We start from the raw sequence: 17,976 nt of genomic DNA on the forward strand, positions 1-17,976 counted from the left end.
CTATAGAAACGCAAAACTCTCTTCTTTCATTCGCGTCAGTGTACGCGGGCAGGCGAGCATCGTTTTTGCGTGCGCCTCAGCGCGCGGAAGAATACGGGAAAAATAGAATTCAGCCGTTTGTACCTTGGCTTTGTAAAAAGCCTGCTCACTGGTGCCTTCAGCAAGCTTACGCTGTGCCGCCACCAGCATTTGCAACCAGTAATACGCCATCACGACATAACCTGAAAACATCAAGTAGTCGACCGACGCTGCGCCCACCGCATCACGGTTGCGGGCAGCCCGGAATGCCAGACGATAACTCAGATACTGCCATCTCAGCGTTAACGCAGAAACCTTACCAACAAACGGCAAGACTTTCAGGCGAGGTACTCTGTCATCCGCCAGCACCGACTTACAATATTTGAGGATTTGTCCTGCCAGTCGATTCAGATCCTTACCCTTGGACAACAACACCTTACGCCCCAACAGATCCAGCGATTGAATCCCCGTTGTACCTTCATAAAGGGTCGATATCCGGGCATCCCGTATTATCTGCTCCATGCCATGCTCACGAATATAACCGTGCCCACCAAAGACCTGCACACCAAGGTTCGCGGCTTCAAGACCAGCCTCCGTCAGAAAGCCTTTGAGGATTGGCGTCAGCATACCCAACTCCTCATCAAGCCGGTTACGCTCAGCCTCAGTTTCAGCCGTTATCATCCGGTCAGCCAGCTTGGCGGCATCGTACAACATGGCACGACCACCCTCGGCAAACGCCTTCATGGTCAGCAGCATACGACGGACATCCGGATGAACAATCAGCGAATCCGCGACCTTGTCAGGCTGCTTGGCACCCGATAGTGAACGCATGGACAATCGCTCCCGGGCATAAGGAAGCGCCCCCTGGTAGGCCAGCTCGGCGGAAGCCAGCCCCTGTATTCCGGTGCCAATACGCGCGGTATTCATAAAGGTAAACATACACTGCAAACCTTTATTCTCAGGCCCGATCAGGTAGCCTTCCGCCTCATCAAAATTCATGACGCAGGTCGCAGAGGCCTTGATCCCCATTTTATGTTCCAGGGATCCACAGGTGACACCGTTGCGCTCCCCCAGCGAACCATCCGGATTCACCTTGAACTTGGGCACAATAAAGAGCGAAATACCCCGCGTTCCCTCAGGAGCGTCCGGAAGCCGAGCAAGCACAATGTGGATAATGTTCTCGGTAAGATCATGCTCTCCGGCAGAAATAAAAATCTTGGTACCGGACAGACGGTAAGTCTCACCGCCATTCGGTATTGCGCGGGTTTTGACCTGCCCCAGATCCGTACCGCACTGAGGCTCTGTAAGACACATAGTGCCACTCCACTCGCCGCTGGTCATGCGAGTCAACCAGGTCTGCCTCTGCGCTTCGGTGCCATGTAAAAACAAGGTGTTCATCGCCCCAAGGGTCAGGCCAGGATACATCCCCCAGGACCAGTTGGCCGTCCCGACCATTTCCGAAATCATGACTCCGAGGGACATCGGCAACCCCTGCCCGCCATACTCAGGCGGATGAGAAAGCGATTGCCAGCCACCCGCCACATATTGCTGATAGGCGGCCTTGAAGCCTTTTGGCGTTACCACCTCCCCATCCTGCCAATGACACCCTTCCTCATCACCCGAACGATTCAGTGGAGCCAGCACATTCTCGGCAAACTTCGCCCCTTCGCTGATAATCGCATCGACCAGATCAGGGGTCGCTTCTCCACCATTCGGCAACGTTTGATAATGCGCCTGCATATCCAGAACATCTTCTGCCAGAAATTTCATATCCCTGACAGGCGCCTTGTATTCAGGCATAGACCATCTCCTGATGAGAAAGTGATTAGACGCTGAGCATTTTGTCGAAAGGAGAAGGTAGTGAGATTGGCAGCAATGTCACCTGACTGTCACTTTTCAGCCAGCTTGATGACAAGGCAAAAAAAATACCACTGCCCGAAAACCGGTACGGTGGCATTTTTTCAGTGGGACAATAACTATCAGCTAACCGCTTCGCGCTTCTGCAATTCTTCAGCACGTAGATCCTTACGCAGAATCTTGCCAACAGGCGTCATAGGTAGCTCTTCACGGAACTCAATCTGCTTGGGCACCTTGTAGGCAGTCAGGTTCATGCGACAGTATTCTTTCATCTCATCCTGACTCAGAGAACTGTCACTGGGAATCACAAACAGCTTCACCGCCTCACCGGTTTTACTGTCTGGCACACCAATCACTGCGCAATTCTCAACCTTGTCATGCTGGGCTACGACATCCTCAATTTCATTGGGATAAACGTTAAAGCCTGACACCAGAACCATATCCTTGATCCGGTCCACAATGGCAACAAAACCGTCTTCGTTGATAACGCCGACATCACCGGTCTTGAGCCAGCCATCCTCATCAAAGATTTCTGCTGTCGCATCAGGGCGTTTCCAGTACCCTTTCATGACCTGTGGCCCTTTCACGCAGAGCTCACCCCGTTCACCAACGCCTGTTTCGCTGCCATCATCGGCAACCGTCTTCAACAGGGTGTTTGGTACAGGCAAACCGACCGTTCCAGTCTGTGCGAGGTCACCTGCCGGGTTCATACAGACAGCCGGCGAGCACTCTGTCAGCCCATACGCTTCAGATACCCCGCAACCGGTAAACTCTTTCCAGCGACGTCCTGTATCTGCCTGCAGGGCCGTGCCGCCCGACAGTGTCAGCTTCAATCCACTGAAATCGCACTTGGCGAATTCCGGGTGATTCAGCAGGCTGACAAACAAGGTATTCAAACCAATGAACGCCGTAAAACGCCAGGGCTTGATCATCTTGATAAACATGGCTGTGTCGCGCGGATTGGCAATGAGAATACTGTGATTCCCCAATTCGACCATCGCCATCAAATGCACGGTAAAGGCGTAGATATGGTAGAGCGGCAGGGGTGCAACGATGGTCTCCTTGCCGGCCTCATGCATGGGATTGCCAGCCTCATCCTGCTGACTCAGCATGGCCTGCGCCTGCAGCATATTAGAGATCATATTTCTATGGGTCAGCATGGCCCCTTTCGCCACACCGGTTGTGCCGCCGGTATATTGCAGAATTGCCACATCATCCGGCCGCGGCGCAGGCGGCTTCCGGTATTTTCCTGCATCCCCTTTTGCCAGCGCCTGCCGGAAACGGACGACACCAGACAGTTTATAGGGCTGAACCATCTTCTTGACGTATTTGGCCGCCACATTGATCAGCTGGCGCTTCGGCGCCGGCAGCATATCCGCAATACTGGTGACAATGAGATGTTCAACCGGTGTATCGCTGATAATCTCCTCCACCAGGTGCCCGAACACATCCATGAAGACCAGCGCGCGGGCGCCGGAATCATTGAACTGATGATGCATTTCGCGGGCGGTATACAATGGATTAGTGTTAACGATGACCAGACCCGCCTTAAGGGCGCCATAAACTGCGATGGGAAACTGTAATAGGTTCGGCATCTGGATAGCGATGCGGTCACCAGGTTTAAGATCTGTCTGGGTCTGAAGATAGGTGGCGAAACGGGTACTGTAGTCGTCGATATCCTGAAAGGTCAGGGTATGGCCGATACCGGTGAATGCAGGTCGTTGGGCATACTTACTGACGGATTCTTCAAAGACTGCCAGTATGGAACCGTACTCGTCCGGGTTGATGATATCGGGCACACCGGGTGCGCGCTTACCATGCCAGAAACTCGCTTCCATATTCTTATCACTTTTTTGTTATGTAGTTATGCGACAACCTGACATTACTGTCCCTGCCCAGACATGTCACGGCATTGACATATCTGCCAACTCCCCCGAGTTCGACAGCCATTGGTTGTCCCCTGACTCTTTGTCAGCCTGATGAATCAGACAACGACGGCCTATCATAGCCTGATTTGCGACACAGTTCATGGGTAAGTTGTTGTATTTCGTGAGTGTTGGCTAAAGAAGCCACTCTCGCGACAGGCAGCTTCCCGGGGGAGTACACCATGACACTGAACGCCACAGGGATTGCGCTTTCCCTGGTCAACCGATTCGCAGGATCGGAACTTGCCAGCCGCTACAAACTCCGAAAGCCCGCGGAACGACTGGCCTATCATGTGACACGAACGGGTTTTCGTCTGGCGACATCGGGCCAGCAAACTCTGACAAGAAAGCGTCGTACCCACTCATCAGCAGCGAGTAAAGAAAACCGTAAGCTGTTCGATCTTTCCCTCTCAGAAGAGCAACGCCTGATCGTTGAAAATGCAAAGAGGCTTGCCAGCACCCTGAGAGCACAATCCGATCAGGCTGAAATCGCACACTATCCAACCGAAACTGTAATATCAGAATCAGAGGCACTGGGACTCAATCTGTTTGTACTGCCTGAAGCCTGGGGCGGTATCAGCGCAGAGGCGCCAGCTGAAACCATGACCCTGATCACGGAGCAGCTGGCATGGGGCGACATGGGTCAGGCACTGGCACTGCTTGCGCCAACCGCCTGTCTATCCGCGATCAGCCGCTGGGGGAATGCGGCTTTGCAGGCACAATGGTTACCCCGGTTTGCTGAAGGCCATTTTCTTCCTGCAGCGATGGCTATTCATGAGAACAACGTTGATTTCTCCCCAGAGCAAACCCGCTGTACGGCAACCCGTCACCGCAAAAGCTATCGCCTTAACGGCCAAAAAACACTGGTACCATTGGCACAAACGGCAGAGTTCTTTCTTGTCAGTGCCAGGATAAACAAGAACACGCCAGCCCTGTTTCTGGTTGAACGAGACACGAAGGGCCTTCAGATTGACACTGCTCCAGCTATGGGACTGAGATCGGCTGGACTTGGAACGCTGATACTATCCAATGTACAGGTCAGCCCTGACTCCCGTCTTGATCGCAACTTTCAACTTGACGACTGGCTTTCCCGTTCCCGTATCGCAGTCTCCGCCCTCGCCTGCGGCACCTCCCAGGCAGTCGTTGATTTCACCATCCCCTACTGCAACGAGCGACAGGCATTTGGTGAGCCCATCAGCCATCGACAAGGCGTCGCCTTTCTGCTGGCAGACATGGCCACAGAACTCGACGGCATGCGTCTTATGAACTGGCGAGCCTCCAGTCGCTGTGATCATCAGCTGTCTTTTGACCGGGAAGCCTGGCTGGCTCACACCCAGTGCAGCGATAAAGGCATGCTGATTGGTACTCATGGCGTACAGCTGCTTGGCGGCCACGGTTTTGTGAAAGAGTACCCCGTCGAGCGCTGGTATCGTGATTTACGCGCCATTTCACTCCTCTCCGGTTCGGTGCTGGTATAAGGGACTCTGTATGTATCTGGAAACACCAAGAAAATTCAAAGGTCTGGTGACCCAGGCCAACCAGGTTGCAAGGGCAGTATTGCGCCCTATCTCGCGTAAATATGACAGCAGGGAACATGACTACCCCGTCGAACTCGACATGCTGGCATCCCTACTGGATGCCATGAATGATGGCGCAGACAGTGGAACTGGCGCGGGCCGCCTGAATACCGCCAAAGGCGACAGTCATACGGTAGTTAATGGCAGCAACCTCTCTACCGTGCTGGGCTTGACAGAACTCTGCTGGGGAGATGTCGGCCTGTCCCTGAGCCTTCCCAGACAAGGACTCGGAAATGCCGCTATTGCGGCTGTTGCAGACGATGAACAAATGAAAAAGTTCGGCCACCTGTGGGCAGCAATGGCCATTACTGAACCGGAGGCCGGTTCTGACTCTGCGGCTATCCGAACGACAGCAAAACAGGATGGCGACCACTACCTCATTAATGGTGAAAAGATCTACGTAACCTGTGGTGAACGGGCAGATGCGGTGGTGGTATGGGCCAGTCTTGATCCCAGCCTTGGTCGTGCAGCAATCAAATCCTTTGTCGTTGAGAAAGGCACGCCCGGCATGGAAGTCGTAAGACTGGAAAAAAAACTCGGCATCAAAGCGTCCGATACAGCGGCGATTACCTTTACCAATTGTCGTGTGCCTGCTTCACACCTGCTGGGCAATCCGCATATTGACATTCAACGGGGTTTTGGTGGTGTTATGCAAACCTTTGACAATACCCGCCCGGTTGTTGCCTCCATGGCCGTTGGCCTTGCCCGCGCTGCGCTAGAGCGCACCCGGGAATTACTCAAAGCACAAGGTATTGAACCTTCCTATAAAGGGATGCTTTATCAGCGACCAGCGCTTGAGAAGGAGCTGTTGATGATGGAAGCCGAGCTGGAATCAGCTCAGCTGTTAACGCTCCGGGCTGCCTGGATGGCTGATAATGGCCAGCCCAACTCCAAGGAAGCTTCCATGGCTAAGGCCAAGGCAGGTCGCACGGCCAATGCCATTACTCTGAAATGTTCTGAACTCTGTACGGTACGCGGCTACACCGAAGATGAGCTGCTGGAGAAATGGGCCCGAGACTCGAAAATCCTTGATATTTTTGAAGGTACCCAGCAGATTCAGCAATTGATCATTGCACGACGACTATTGAATAAATCGTCTGCAGAATTGAAGTAACAAACCATCTAATAATAACAATAATGCCAACACGCACAGTCAGCTTTGCCAACATACTTCGCTCTGCCCTCGCCCTGGCGCCAGAGCTTCCACAAATGACAACCGGTCTGGTGAAGCTGGTGTCGTTGCACCCGGAGCGGCGGTTATCCATTGGTCGATTACTGGAAAAGCAGGCGCAACGGTACGGTAAACGTCCTTTTCTTAAATACCAGGAAAAAACATGGTCATACGACGCAGCCAATCGACAGGTCAACCGCTTCAGTCATGCATTGGCACAGGCAAACATCCAGCCGGGTGACCGTGTTGCCATACTGATGGAAAACCGCCCTGAAACACTGCTGGCCACACTGGCTATCTTAAAGCTTGGCGCCATTGCGACCATGCTCAATACCAGTCAGCGAAATAATGCCTTATTGCATAGCCTCACAATTACAAAACCAACGGTGTGCATTGTCGGTGAAGAATTAACTGAAGTCTTTGATGATATTAAACACAAGCTATCCGAAACGCAGGGACAGTCCCATTTCTTTGTCAACGATAACAGCACCACCCACACACCAGACGGCTACCAAAATTTAGCTGAAGTCTCGGAGGACATGCCAGATACCAACCCTGATATTACCCGTACGCTGAAATTATCTTCTCCGGCACTGTATATTTTCACCTCCGGCACAACCGGCCTTCCCAAAGCCTCTGTAATGTCACATTTCCGCTGGTTCAAGGCCATGGCCGGCATTGGGATGATGTCTCTGCGGCTCAAACCAACAGATATTCTCTATTGCGCACTACCCCTCTATCACAACAACGCATTGACCGTTTCACTCAGTGCTGTCATGGGAAACGGGGCATCGTTAGCGATTGCTCGGAAATTCAGTGTTAATCGGTTCTGGGACGATATACGTCATTACGGTGCTACCAGCTTCTGTTATATCGGTGAATTCTGTCGCTACCTGCTTAACCATCCCACCAGACCCAATGATGCCGACAACCCAGTAAGAACCATCATCGGTAACGGGCTGCGACCCGATATCTGGGAAACCTTCAAGGAACGCTTCCGAATTCTATCTATTAGCGAGTTTTATGGCGCCAGCGAAGTCAACCTGGTGTTTACCAATGCACTCAACCTGGACAAGACAGCAGGCACCTGCCCAATGGCTTATGAGGTTGTTCGTTACGATGTTCAAAACGACTGCCCTGTTCGTACATCCAATGGTTTCATGGAAAAAGTCAATAAAGGAGAAAGCGGGCTATTGCTCACCAAAGTTACACGCCGCATGCCGTTTGATGGTTATACGGATAAAGACGCATCACAGAAAAAGCTGTATCGCGACGTTTTCCGAGCCGGTGACTGTTATATCAATACCGGCGACCTCGTTGTTCGTCAGGGCTGGCGACATATTGCCTTTTCTGACCGAATCGGGGACACCTTTCGCTGGAAAGGCGAAAATGTCGCCACATCCGAGGTTGAGGCAGCATTTACCAGTTTTTCTGCCATTGAGCATGCCGTCACATATGGCATCAGCCTGCCAGGCGCGGATGGCCGCGCCGGCATGACCGCCCTGGTAGTCTCAGAAACAGAGGAAAACCTCAACCTGGAAGCTCTGACCCAGCATGTCTGCAGACAGCTACCTGGTTATGCCATTCCACTGTTTCTCAGAATCTGCGACTCACAACAAATGACGACAACCTTCAAATACCAAAAGACCACCCTGAAAAAAGAAGGATTTGATACCAGCCAGTTCAACGATCCGGTGCTGGCATTACTGCCCGGAAATCAACACTACCAGCCCCTGAAAACCAAGGATCTGGAGCAAATTCACGCCGGAAAAGTACGCTTCTGACCTATGCCAGAAGCAAGCTGGCCCTAAACTGTCAAATAATTACACCAGCCCCGGTTAAAAATACGATAACCCATTGTTTTTTCGGGCCGCTCAGGCTATCCGGTGGAAATATCCCCCACCATCACATACGCTTTTTTTAGTAGTCAGCGTTTCAACGTTTACGCCATTTTCAGCCGCGCGCCAGGGATTGGATCATGTGCGGGCGAAAGGCCCATCAGGCATCACTTTCAATGAATATGGCGGCGCTCTGCCACTGCAGGTAATGGACAACAATTTATGGCAGACCAGGTCTGGGTTTTAAAGATTCTGTCCGGCCCCCATGTCGGCGCAGAAATCACTCTGGATGCAGGCCAGTACTCACTGGGCCGGCACGAAGAGTGCGACCTGGTGCTCACCGATAACACCCTCGCCGATTATCACCTGGAAATCTTGGTTTCAGAGGATGGCGTTGACATTCGAAACCTGGCCGAAGGTCAGGGTATCTACCTAAATGGGCTGGCACAGGAAAACCTGTTTACGCTTCAGCCCTTTGTCATCGTAACCGCTGGCAACCTGCATTTTGCCATGGCGCCAGAAGGCGCCAAATGGCCCGAACTGACCATGCCAGACCTGACGGCGCCTGCACCAGCATCTTTTACCCCCGCTGCAGAAGAAACCGCCCATTCGGATACGTTTCAGGAACAGCAGGATGGCGAAGACATTCCGGTTCTTGACGACAGGCTGTCCGACGATGAACTGACGGAGCTCGATGAGCAGCATTCATCCGGCCCGGGCCTTATGGAACGGCTGCGCGCTTTACTGCCGGAATCCGGAAAAAAAGTTGTGATTGTGGGTGCCGCAGCTGCGCTGCTGGTCGGATTTATCAGTGTTTTTTCCTGGCTATGGCAACTCACTGACCCAGCCCTGGCGGAAGCTGAAAAGCCTATCTCTCATATCCTTGAAGCGGAAAATCTGCGGGCACTGCAAAACCTTGAAGATATCACCCTTAAAACACTGCCTGACGGTTCTGTATTACTGACAGGCTATATTGTCGATGGCACGACCAAGCAAGCCTATCTGGATGCGCTCACGGAGAAGTCAGTCCTTTTCAACAACCAGATCATTGCCCTGGATGAAATGCAGGAAAATGCCATGGCGGTACTGAAAATGCACGGTTACAAGTCACTGACAGTCGCATTGGACACACTCCCGGGCACCCTGATCCTCAGGGGTTACCTGCACACCGTCAGAGATTTGACCAAAGTCCGTGAATTACTGCACCAGGAAGTGCATGGGCTGCAGACCATCATTGATCAGCTTGAATTCCAGAATACGCGCATCAAGACACTACGTTCCATGCTCAAAGAAAAGGCGCTGAGCCAGCGCATCAAGCTACTGGATCAGCCCGGCAAAGTGATTATGAAGGGACGTCTCATGGACATCTCCCAGGGTTATCACCTTAAGGAAGTCGTCCGAAACTTCCGGGAGAAGTATGGCAAGCGCCCTGAGCTGGTGATTGATGTCACCCTGCCATCCGCCGATCTGGCCACCCTGCAACCCATCATCAATATCAAGAGCGTCACCATCGGCAAGGAGCCCTTTGTGATCCTGGATAACGGTGAGAAGTACCTGAAAGGCGCCAGGCTGAAAAACGGATATATACTTGAAAGTATCACCCTGGAATATCTGACGCTTCGGCTAGGCCAGGAAAGAATAAAATACTACATAGGAGGCAACCATGGCGGAAGCTGATAACGTCTCCCTGTCGCTGACAGAGGACCGTCTCAGTACCGATACGGACGGTCAGTACAGACAGGAACTGATTGACAGCCTGAATGCAGAGGCCGCGCAGCTCAAGAGCAGTAAGCAAGGCGGGCTCTCTCCCGAAGAGTTTGAGCAGACCGATGCCCTGATCAAGGCGCTGGATGACGCCGTCAAGGTGATCGAACTGACCTGGCTCAAATACCACAAGGCCTCTGGCACACACTGAGACGGGTTTATCCACTGCGATCAGGTCAAATACGGGCACGTCAGTGGACTAGACTTGAAGAGAGGCACTGGGAACAGGGAGCGTTCTTATGTCAATTTTGAATAACGGAACTAACAGCATCAGCTTTGATCAGGCAACGGATCGTCTGTCCAACAAGCTGTCTGAATTTGAAAGCAAGCTGGAAAAATCCATGCAGGATCTTGACCCCAGTAATCTGGCCGACATGATCAAACTGCAGCAGGATGTGAATAAACTCACCATGCTCTACAGCGTAGACAGCTCGGTCGTCAAAGCCGTCAAGGATACCGCGCAGGGCATTATTCAGAAGATCAACTGATTCAGGGATTTAGGGGGAACCAGGGACATGGTCACCGTAGAAACCTTAAGACTGCTGGCCGATATCGGGTTTATGGCTACCAGCAATGGGATGTCAGCCCAAGCCAAGTCTATTTTCAAGGCCATCGGTCAAATTCGCCCCAACAGTGTCCTGCCACACATTGGCATGGCGCTGAACCATCTCAACCTGAACCAGTTTCAGGATGCGCTGGATGTTCTTGAGAAGAAAGCCCTGAAGATTGAGCCCGATAATCCCACTGTGCGCGCCTTCATCGGCATGTCGCTGATGTTGATGGGACGTAATAGCGAAAGTGAAAAATTCCTGACTCCGCTGACTGAATCTGATGATCCGCTGGCTGCTAATCTGGCGGAGAACCTGCTTCAGGAGCTCAAGCATCACGCCGACAAGAAAAGCGCACCACCCAAAGCCCCGCATTAAGCAGTATCGGGGCTTTACTGCTCTTTTTGCAGCCACTGCAACAGATTGGCCTCCAGCGGTTCCTCTACCGCTAAACTCAACAGCCAGTTCTCATAAACTCCAGCCAGTTTATCGCATGCAACCTGATCCAGGTCTTTGATGGCTTTAGCGAGTTCTGGCAATACTGGCGTTGGGAAATAATCAGCATCCAGAAGCGTATATCGGTCCGCCCTATCATTGGGTACTGTCAGCAACGCAATAGAGTCAGTTACCCGGTAAAAACAAGGGATATTCCCCCTTACCCAGTCACGCACGATGTCATCACGATGGCGCGCTACAGGCTCATTACAACCTTCAGTCTTCCCATACTCTCTGATCATCCGATCAGCCATGATCCTTGCTGTTTGATAGAGCGCGCCCAGATAAGGTTCACAGAACACATGCAACTTACTGATATCGGATATCTGCTGTCGGTGTTGATGATGTGTCAGCAGGGGGGAACAAACTGGCAATCCGGAGAGTCCTTTGAAAAAACGAACAATCTGACCTGACTGAGCCATAATCAGCTGCAGCGCCTGCCGAAAGCCTTCTGCCACAACGGATGCGTGCTGGCTGTGCTGATGGGTATCGTCGGCGATATCATCACTCTCCTCCCAGAACACACCAACCCGGGTTTTCGATAGCGACGACATTTCCAACATCACACCATTCCCATTAGCTATGTCTTCAGCAAGTCCTGCCACAACCTGATGGGAAAGACTTCGTTTTGCATCTACCAGATACGGCATCTCACCCTTAACAAGGATATTGTTATGGTGCGCATCACCCTGCCCGGTTATCAACAGGAAGGCGGACAACCACCCCATTCGCCGGTAAAGCGGCTCAGACCACTCACTGCGAGGTGTGTTGCTGTCCAGATACTCAGAATAACCATAATGGCATTCTGAATGACGCAACGTTTCCACTTTAGCGATATGTTGCAAGCAACCGATAACTGGCTCACCAGCCCATTGATTCAATAACTCGGCCAGACTCAGCGCTTCATTTTCCTGGTGACGGTTCACCAACCGGGCTTCGATACGAAGGTCTCTTGGCTTGTATAGAATTGAGCCACCATTGCTGAAACTGACGAGTGTCGTTCCCTGAAAGCCCTGATCGGTTAACGGATCAAGGCCTGTAATCCGTATACCGTCCTGATTATCTGAGACTACGAATGTTTCAATCAGCGACTGACTGTCGTTATTCAATCGTCGCAAGACCGCTTTAATTGCCTGAAGATCCGCAACCAGTCCTGCTTTTAACTGCCGCCCCCACATCGGAAAATGATCCAAAAGCGCCTGTACCGACCATTGGCAGGGATCCATCGTAATGACCGATTTCGAACAGAGGGCCTTAAGCTGATTCAACTGCTCACATAGATGAACAACGAGGGGTGCCATCAGCGTTGGTATGACCTCATCGATCTGCCACTGATCAACATTGAGCATATTCTCTAACAGCGGATGTAAATAACGATTAATAACAGGCTGTATGAGTCCCGATGTCCATTCATCAGGGTATTCTGTTGTTTGCAGAATCTGCCAAATGGTATTTTGTGCAAAGGAATCCGTCGTTTTTCCGGCATCTGCTAGCTGCACATAACGTCTCGGCTCAATAACCGGACCCTTGGCCGTTTGCGTCAATAAGTGATGCTTCAAGCCCCAAAGGATATTGAAAATAACCAGTGGCCTGGCCAAGGCAATGTGAGCACACAGCTGATCGACCCGTGCACCCAACAGCGCACCTTCCAGCACAGCCGTCTGAAGCTGTGCATCCACAAGATGATTAATACCATCAAAGCAAATGGCAGCTTCAGACCCCATCAGAACCCTGCGTCCACGCGGCAGGGTTTCAACAACCACAGAATCGTCCAGCATGCTCGACGAATAATGACCAAATACAGACGTCATTGGTAAACCGGGATAACGGCCGGAAGGTTGAAAAGTCATACTATCAGCCAACTGCCCCAGCCTCTCCACCAGCGCCATATAGCAACTGACCGACACCGACCAGGAAAACTGCTCCTCAACTCGACGTTGTCCAGCGGCACCAACCTGCTCTCTCTGATTCTTATCAGCCACCAGATTAATCAAAACCTGTGACAACGCTGCCACATCAACCGCCACGGCCTGTGCCGACGCCAGAAGGTTCCGTTCCGGTTCATAGTAAGCCGTCGGGGTAACCAGTGCATCGATATCGCCCCAGCTCGTGGGAATGAGATAACCGGAATGCCCATGGTCAACCAGATCCCGATAGCCATCCCAGTCAGATAACACCACGGGCAAACCGGTAGCCATGGCTTCCAGCGGTGCCAGACCAAACGTTTCCTGGGGATTATCTGCCAGCGAAACAAAGATATCCGCCGCCGCGTATATGGTGCTGCGTTCGTCAGGTGCCATCTCAAAGTTGAAGAGCACCCGATCCTCTATCACCAACTGCCCTGCTGTCCGCGCCAGTGACACCACATAATCATCACTGGCCGATGACTGGCCACAGATATACAACACAATATCCTGAAGGTGCTGGAGTGCTTCATCATTCACAACCTCACTCAGCGCGAGAATCAATGGATGAAGATCCATTTTGTTTCCGGCATCAATCCTGCCAAGGTACAGAATGATAGTGGCATCTTCAGGCAGCTCTAGCGTTTGTCTCGCCAGTGTTTTATTGATGGGGGGAAAGTCCGACGACTCAACGCCCAAAGGCAAATATTCAATGCGGCAATGATCTCTGATCGCTATTCCATGGCGATCATCCAGCTGTTGCTGAACATTGCTCATCAGCTTTTCCATTGCCTGCTGTGCGGCATCACTGGCACACAGCAGGGCATCACAGGCTTTCTGAGGGGACAGGCAGAGGTTTCGTGTGGTCGACAGAGAAACATCCTGACACAAAGAATGGACCCGACCCGTCACCGGGAATAGCCGCGACGCATAGGCCTCCCTCAATTCCAGCAACGGGGCAATATAATGATCGCCACTATGAAACACCGAATAATCATATTCGGACAAACACATCGGCAGCAGATGCAATGGGAAAACCTGGATTACGGCGTCCAGCCCATTGAGAAGCAGGTATTGCGACCAATAGGCATCTACATCAGGGCAGTCATCCGCCACAACAAACAAATGAAATTCAGAAAATTCGCTGTATCTCACCAGCGCCTGAATAAAACCGACATTCGCCACCCGCAAACCGTTCTGATATCCCTCTCCTCCTGATTCAGCCGGAGAAAGGAGGGTGGCAAACCGCATCATCGCTTTAGTCATGCCAGTTAAGGCATCATCATGGGGTTAACACCACTGCTACCGCCAGGCTCATTAATAATATCCCGCACATACAGGAAACAACTGCCAAAACTCTCCAGGGCTTCCTGGAACTGATCCAGTTGTAGTCCAGACTCCTGCAGACGCCGATGGAGCCAGTAATGGTCATCGTCTTCATTAATGCTGAGACAGGCCCGCTGGGCGCGTATCAAGGGCAGATTTTTTTCTGCAAGCTTCATTGCCAGCTCTCGCCGCCTGTCATCCCCTTCAGGCAGCGCCGCAAGCTGCGACTCAAGATAGATACGTCCCGCCCGGGTATAACAGAGGACATCGAATCCATTCATTTTCAGGGTATAACGTCCCTCTTCCGGCGCGATCGGATCCAGCTGGTTAACCCGGGTTAACTCATCCATCAATGTTGTCAGACTCATGGCTCGACCATCCCTGTCACTGGCTGATGCTGTGGCAATAAATTCGTGTTATTTACAACAGTCTAGCAAGCGTCCGTTATTCAGCCTCCAGACATAAAAAAACCGATCCTCAAGGATCGGTTTTCTCGTTCCTAACACACAACAATGTCAGGCGAACTGCCTCACTCCGTTGGGCACAATATCTGCCGAGAGTTTTTTAAAGCAGAGCACTAAAAGGACGAATGCAGCCAGTGATGTCATAAAGCCCACCGTCATGGAATCGGTCAATCCCATCGTCAGATAGCCAAAGAATGCCACCAGCGCGACACCACCACTGTAAGGCAACTGGGTCATAACGTGATCAATGTGATGACAGGATGCCCCTGTGGAAGAGAGGATAGTGGTATCAGATATTGGCGAGCAGTGATCACCAAAGACCGCACCAGCCAGGACAGCAGACATAATCGGCAACAACTGGGCGATATCAGTACCGGCGGCCATATCACCGGCAATGGGCAGCATGATACCAAAAGTACCCCAGCTGGTGCCGGTCGCAAAGGCCATGATGCCTGAGATCACGAACAGCAACGCCGGGATCATGGACGCATCAATGGAACCGCTCACCAACCCTGCAAGATACTTCCCGGTATCCAGGTTACTGATGACATCAATCAACACCCAGGCCAGCACCAGAATATAAATGGCATCCAGCATGGACTTGGCGCCATCGACAAAGGCCTCTGTCACCATGCCTGACGGCAGGCGGTGGCGTAACAGCATCAGGATGGATACCAGCAGGCCGACGCTACCGCCCATCACCAACGACGTTGCCACATCAGTATGCTCAAAGGCGCCCAGTACGGTAAAGCTCTGCCCGGCTTCAGCCTGAGCCTGGGCGCCGGTCCACAGGATCGAAAACACCGTGGCAATCACCAGCACGATGATGGGCATCACCAGATCACCTACATGCCCCTTGTCACACTCGGTGATTTCAATCGCACCGGGCGGTTCCCCCTTCGACGGATCATACAGCTGACCTTCCTGCGCCAGCAGTTCATGCCGCTTCATTGGGCCGACATTGAGATCCATCCAGGCAGCCAGAACAACCAACGCCAGCGCAAAAATGGCGTACAGGTTCATCGGCACCATGGAGATAAAAGCGGCAAACGGGGTAATCTCGGTCACACCGTGGGTCAACATGACTGAGCCAATCAAGGCAATGATGTACGCACCCCAGCTGGAAATCGGTGTAATGACACAGACCGGCGCGGCGGTGGAGTCCAGCAGGTAAGCCAGTTTGGCCCGGGAAATCCGGTGCCGGTCCGACAGCGGCCGGCTGATATTTCCCACGGCCAGACTGTTAAAGTAATCATCAATAAAAATGATGATACCGAGCATAACAGTCAGCAACTGAGAACCTTTGCGGGTCTGTATGCGCTTACGCGCCCATTCCCCAAATGCACGTGTGCCACCGGCCAGCGTAATCAGGCTGGTCATGACACCAAGAATGATCAGAAACAGCAGAATAAACACATTCCACTTGTTCAAGCCATCATCCCAGAATACTTTCAGAAAGGCGGTAGAGAGGTATTTCAAAAACAAGGCAGGATCAAAACTGGTCAGCAGCAGGGCGCCGCAAACAATACCGGCCGCCAATGACAGCAACACCTTGCGGGTGATCACTGCCAGACCAATGGCGACGGCAGGCGCCGCCAGAGAAAGGGACGAAAACTCGAAACTCGCTAATTCCATAACTTCTGATCTCTTAAGCAGGTACAACTGTAGTCCAAAACAGTCACCCTGGTGATAGACGATCAGGAGCGCGATTGATGCTGCAAAAAGGCCTGCACCCAAAAAGTCAGTACATTCACTTTTCCCACAGCGGTAGCACTCCACGGACCCGGCATCCATCCGCTCTCATCGCGACAAGCAGACGATGACGGATTACACCTGATGGCATGTGTACCGCAGACCATTGCCTGCAGAATACACCGTGACAGTGTGGCGTCTCTTAAACGACACACCAGCCGATAGCGCTGACTCGCTTGACCGGCTTCGGCGGTGTTTCCTTTCGCAGGAGATCTCGGGCGTCACCCTACTTCCTGTTACTCTTAAGCACCGCGCCTCTACCAAGAGGAAGACCCCCGCAGTATGCCCCACAGAAAACTTCGCGACAACGAAACACGTACATTCCACCTGCTTTTGTCAGGAATACTTACTCACCTGCTCAGCAGCGCTTGTACACGCCTTCGCACCCCAAAAAAAACCGTCATAATGACGGTTTTTCATCAGCAGTTTAAATAGGGATTCTTCACACGCTTTTAGTAACGTAGATTGTTTTATTATTTATATTCAATCAGTTACTCACAAACCAAAATATCTGCACCTAGTACGACATCCTGTGTGCGCGTTTTCTCTACGTCTAAGCTGCCTGACAATACATCACGCTTTGTCAGTCGTTGTTGATCCTATACCGTTAGCTAGTAACGTTTTAGCCTGTTTGCTTCAACGAGTGCATCAAATCTAGCTATCCAACCAGAAGATGATTTTTTCTGACTGTCGTGCCCCTTACTCATTCAGAAATGGGTAATTTAAGTCTTCTCGCAGGATTACCCAATACCGTTAATCCATCTCGCACACCAGAGAGAACCACCGCACCAGAACCGACTGTAGCCCCACTGCCAACCTTCAAGCCTTGCCTAATCGTCGAATTGGTCCCCAGCAATACGTGTGAGCCAATTTCTGAGAAACCACCAACCTGAACACCAGGATTAACTTGATTGAACCCCTTAAAAATACAGTCATGTCCAACACCAACCATAAAGTTGAGATAAACATGATCACCAAACAAGACATTTGATCCCACCGTACAGTTCGGCGAAATAATCAGTCCTTTCCTCGAAGCCTCAACATTGCTTCCTACCACCGCACTGGCATGGATCAAGTTAGGAAAAGAGAAACCTTTAGATTCAAACTTTTTATCTATCATTTCCTTATCATCTGGACTACCAATCGCAATCACACACTGATCGGTTCCAACTATCGATGGATTAATATCCCCTTCAAAAAAAATGCCAGGTAAATTGTATTTTTCATACTCTTCCTTATTCGTTGAAGTAAAACCCACTATCTCTACCTGGCTAGAGAAAAACGCGGTAAATTCACGCGCCAATCCACCAGTCCCAACAACGAAAATCTTCTCCATA

At 51.6% G+C, this 17,976-nt stretch carries 13 protein-coding genes and 1 riboswitch; of the genes, 7 read left to right on the top strand and 6 right to left on the bottom strand.

Annotated features, from left to right (window positions below):
- Together KHS78_RS02230 and KHS78_RS02235 are read right to left on the bottom strand one after the other, a co-directional pair.
- Nucleotides 1-1,818: an acyl-CoA dehydrogenase C-terminal domain-containing protein gene (locus tag KHS78_RS02230; RefSeq protein WP_211824693.1), complete on the bottom strand. Its 1,818-nt coding sequence runs from the start codon at nt 1,816-1,818 to the stop codon at nt 1-3.
- Nucleotides 1,819-1,997: 179 nt separating this feature from the next.
- Nucleotides 1,998-3,713 carry an AMP-binding protein gene (locus KHS78_RS02235; RefSeq protein ID WP_211824695.1) on the bottom strand — a complete coding sequence of 572 codons (1,716 nt, stop codon included), beginning with the start codon at nt 3,711-3,713 and terminating at the stop codon, nt 1,998-2,000.
- 269 nt (nt 3,714-3,982) lie between these two features.
- Here KHS78_RS02235 and KHS78_RS02240 point away from each other — a divergent pair, with 269 nt between their 5' ends.
- The 7 genes from KHS78_RS02240 (at nt 3,983) to KHS78_RS02270 (ending at nt 11,076) form a co-directional block, all read left to right on the top strand.
- On the top strand, nt 3,983-5,278 hold the full coding sequence (locus KHS78_RS02240; protein WP_211824697.1) for an acyl-CoA dehydrogenase family protein: 1,296 nt from the start codon (nt 3,983-3,985) through the stop codon (nt 5,276-5,278).
- Between the two features lie 10 nt (nt 5,279-5,288).
- Entirely contained in the window at nt 5,289-6,491 is a 1,203-nt protein-coding gene (locus KHS78_RS02245) for an acyl-CoA dehydrogenase family protein (RefSeq protein WP_211824699.1), read from the top strand.
- A 23-nt stretch (nt 6,492-6,514) separates the two neighbouring features.
- Nucleotides 6,515-8,332 (top strand): long-chain-acyl-CoA synthetase, encoded by a 1,818-nt coding sequence (locus KHS78_RS02250; protein ID WP_211824701.1) that lies wholly within the window; start codon nt 6,515-6,517, stop codon nt 8,330-8,332.
- A gap of 276 nt (nt 8,333-8,608) precedes the next feature.
- The gene (sctD, locus tag KHS78_RS02255; RefSeq protein WP_211824703.1) at nt 8,609-10,063 is read left to right on the top strand and encodes a type III secretion system inner membrane ring subunit SctD; all 1,455 of its coding nucleotides are present in this window, start codon (nt 8,609-8,611) and stop codon (nt 10,061-10,063) included.
- The gene (locus tag KHS78_RS02260; RefSeq protein ID WP_211824706.1) at nt 10,050-10,301 is read left to right on the top strand and encodes an EscE/YscE/SsaE family type III secretion system needle protein co-chaperone; all 252 of its coding nucleotides are present in this window, start codon (nt 10,050-10,052) and stop codon (nt 10,299-10,301) included. The genes sctD and KHS78_RS02260 overlap by 14 nt, the downstream gene beginning before the upstream one ends.
- Nucleotides 10,302-10,389: 88 nt before the next feature.
- Nucleotides 10,390-10,638 carry an EscF/YscF/HrpA family type III secretion system needle major subunit gene (locus tag KHS78_RS02265; protein ID WP_211824708.1) on the top strand — a complete coding sequence of 83 codons (249 nt, stop codon included), beginning with the start codon at nt 10,390-10,392 and terminating at the stop codon, nt 10,636-10,638.
- Between the two features lie 27 nt (nt 10,639-10,665).
- On the top strand, nt 10,666-11,076 hold the full coding sequence (locus KHS78_RS02270) for a tetratricopeptide repeat protein (protein WP_211824710.1): 411 nt from the start codon (nt 10,666-10,668) through the stop codon (nt 11,074-11,076).
- A gap of 14 nt (nt 11,077-11,090) precedes the next feature.
- Here the strand turns inward: KHS78_RS02270 and KHS78_RS02275 are convergent, their stop codons facing one another.
- From KHS78_RS02275 to KHS78_RS02290, 4 genes are all read right to left on the bottom strand, one after another.
- Nucleotides 11,091-14,363, bottom strand: coding sequence for a glycosyltransferase (locus KHS78_RS02275; protein WP_211824712.1), 3,273 nt, complete (start codon nt 14,361-14,363; stop codon nt 11,091-11,093).
- A gap of 5 nt (nt 14,364-14,368) precedes the next feature.
- Nucleotides 14,369-14,791 carry a CesT family type III secretion system chaperone gene (locus KHS78_RS02280; RefSeq protein ID WP_211824714.1) on the bottom strand — a complete coding sequence of 141 codons (423 nt, stop codon included), beginning with the start codon at nt 14,789-14,791 and terminating at the stop codon, nt 14,369-14,371.
- A gap of 147 nt (nt 14,792-14,938) precedes the next feature.
- Nucleotides 14,939-16,522, bottom strand: coding sequence for a Na+/H+ antiporter NhaC family protein (locus KHS78_RS02285; RefSeq protein WP_211824716.1), 1,584 nt, complete (start codon nt 16,520-16,522; stop codon nt 14,939-14,941).
- Nucleotides 16,523-16,647: 125 nt separating this feature from the next.
- A riboswitch (Lysine riboswitch) is annotated at nt 16,648-16,907 on the bottom strand.
- Nucleotides 16,908-17,342: 435 nt separating this feature from the next.
- Nucleotides 17,343-17,975 carry an acetyltransferase gene (locus KHS78_RS02290; RefSeq protein WP_211824718.1) on the bottom strand — a complete coding sequence of 211 codons (633 nt, stop codon included), beginning with the start codon at nt 17,973-17,975 and terminating at the stop codon, nt 17,343-17,345.
- Between the last annotated feature and the right edge of the window lies 1 nt (nt 17,976).

Source organism: Kistimonas asteriae (genome assembly GCF_018263925.1).
Lineage (GTDB): Bacteria > Pseudomonadota > Gammaproteobacteria > Pseudomonadales > Endozoicomonadaceae > Kistimonas > Kistimonas asteriae.

Coding starts and splice junctions, on each gene's coding strand:
- KHS78_RS02230 (WP_211824693.1), bottom strand. CDS start 1,818: ATGCCTGAATACAAGGCGCCTGTCAGGGATATGAAATTTCTGGCAGAA.
- KHS78_RS02235 (WP_211824695.1), bottom strand. CDS start 3,713: ATGGAAGCGAGTTTCTGGCATGGTAAGCGCGCACCCGGTGTGCCCGAT.
- KHS78_RS02240 (WP_211824697.1), top strand. CDS start 3,983: ATGACACTGAACGCCACAGGGATTGCGCTTTCCCTGGTCAACCGATTC.
- KHS78_RS02245 (WP_211824699.1), top strand. CDS start 5,289: ATGTATCTGGAAACACCAAGAAAATTCAAAGGTCTGGTGACCCAGGCC.
- KHS78_RS02250 (WP_211824701.1), top strand. CDS start 6,515: ATGCCAACACGCACAGTCAGCTTTGCCAACATACTTCGCTCTGCCCTC.
- sctD (WP_211824703.1), top strand. CDS start 8,609: ATGGCAGACCAGGTCTGGGTTTTAAAGATTCTGTCCGGCCCCCATGTC.
- KHS78_RS02260 (WP_211824706.1), top strand. CDS start 10,050: ATGGCGGAAGCTGATAACGTCTCCCTGTCGCTGACAGAGGACCGTCTC.
- KHS78_RS02265 (WP_211824708.1), top strand. CDS start 10,390: ATGTCAATTTTGAATAACGGAACTAACAGCATCAGCTTTGATCAGGCA.
- KHS78_RS02270 (WP_211824710.1), top strand. CDS start 10,666: ATGGTCACCGTAGAAACCTTAAGACTGCTGGCCGATATCGGGTTTATG.
- KHS78_RS02275 (WP_211824712.1), bottom strand. CDS start 14,363: ATGACTAAAGCGATGATGCGGTTTGCCACCCTCCTTTCTCCGGCTGAA.
- KHS78_RS02280 (WP_211824714.1), bottom strand. CDS start 14,791: ATGAGTCTGACAACATTGATGGATGAGTTAACCCGGGTTAACCAGCTG.
- KHS78_RS02285 (WP_211824716.1), bottom strand. CDS start 16,522: ATGGAATTAGCGAGTTTCGAGTTTTCGTCCCTTTCTCTGGCGGCGCCT.
- KHS78_RS02290 (WP_211824718.1), bottom strand. CDS start 17,975: ATGGAGAAGATTTTCGTTGTTGGGACTGGTGGATTGGCGCGTGAATTT.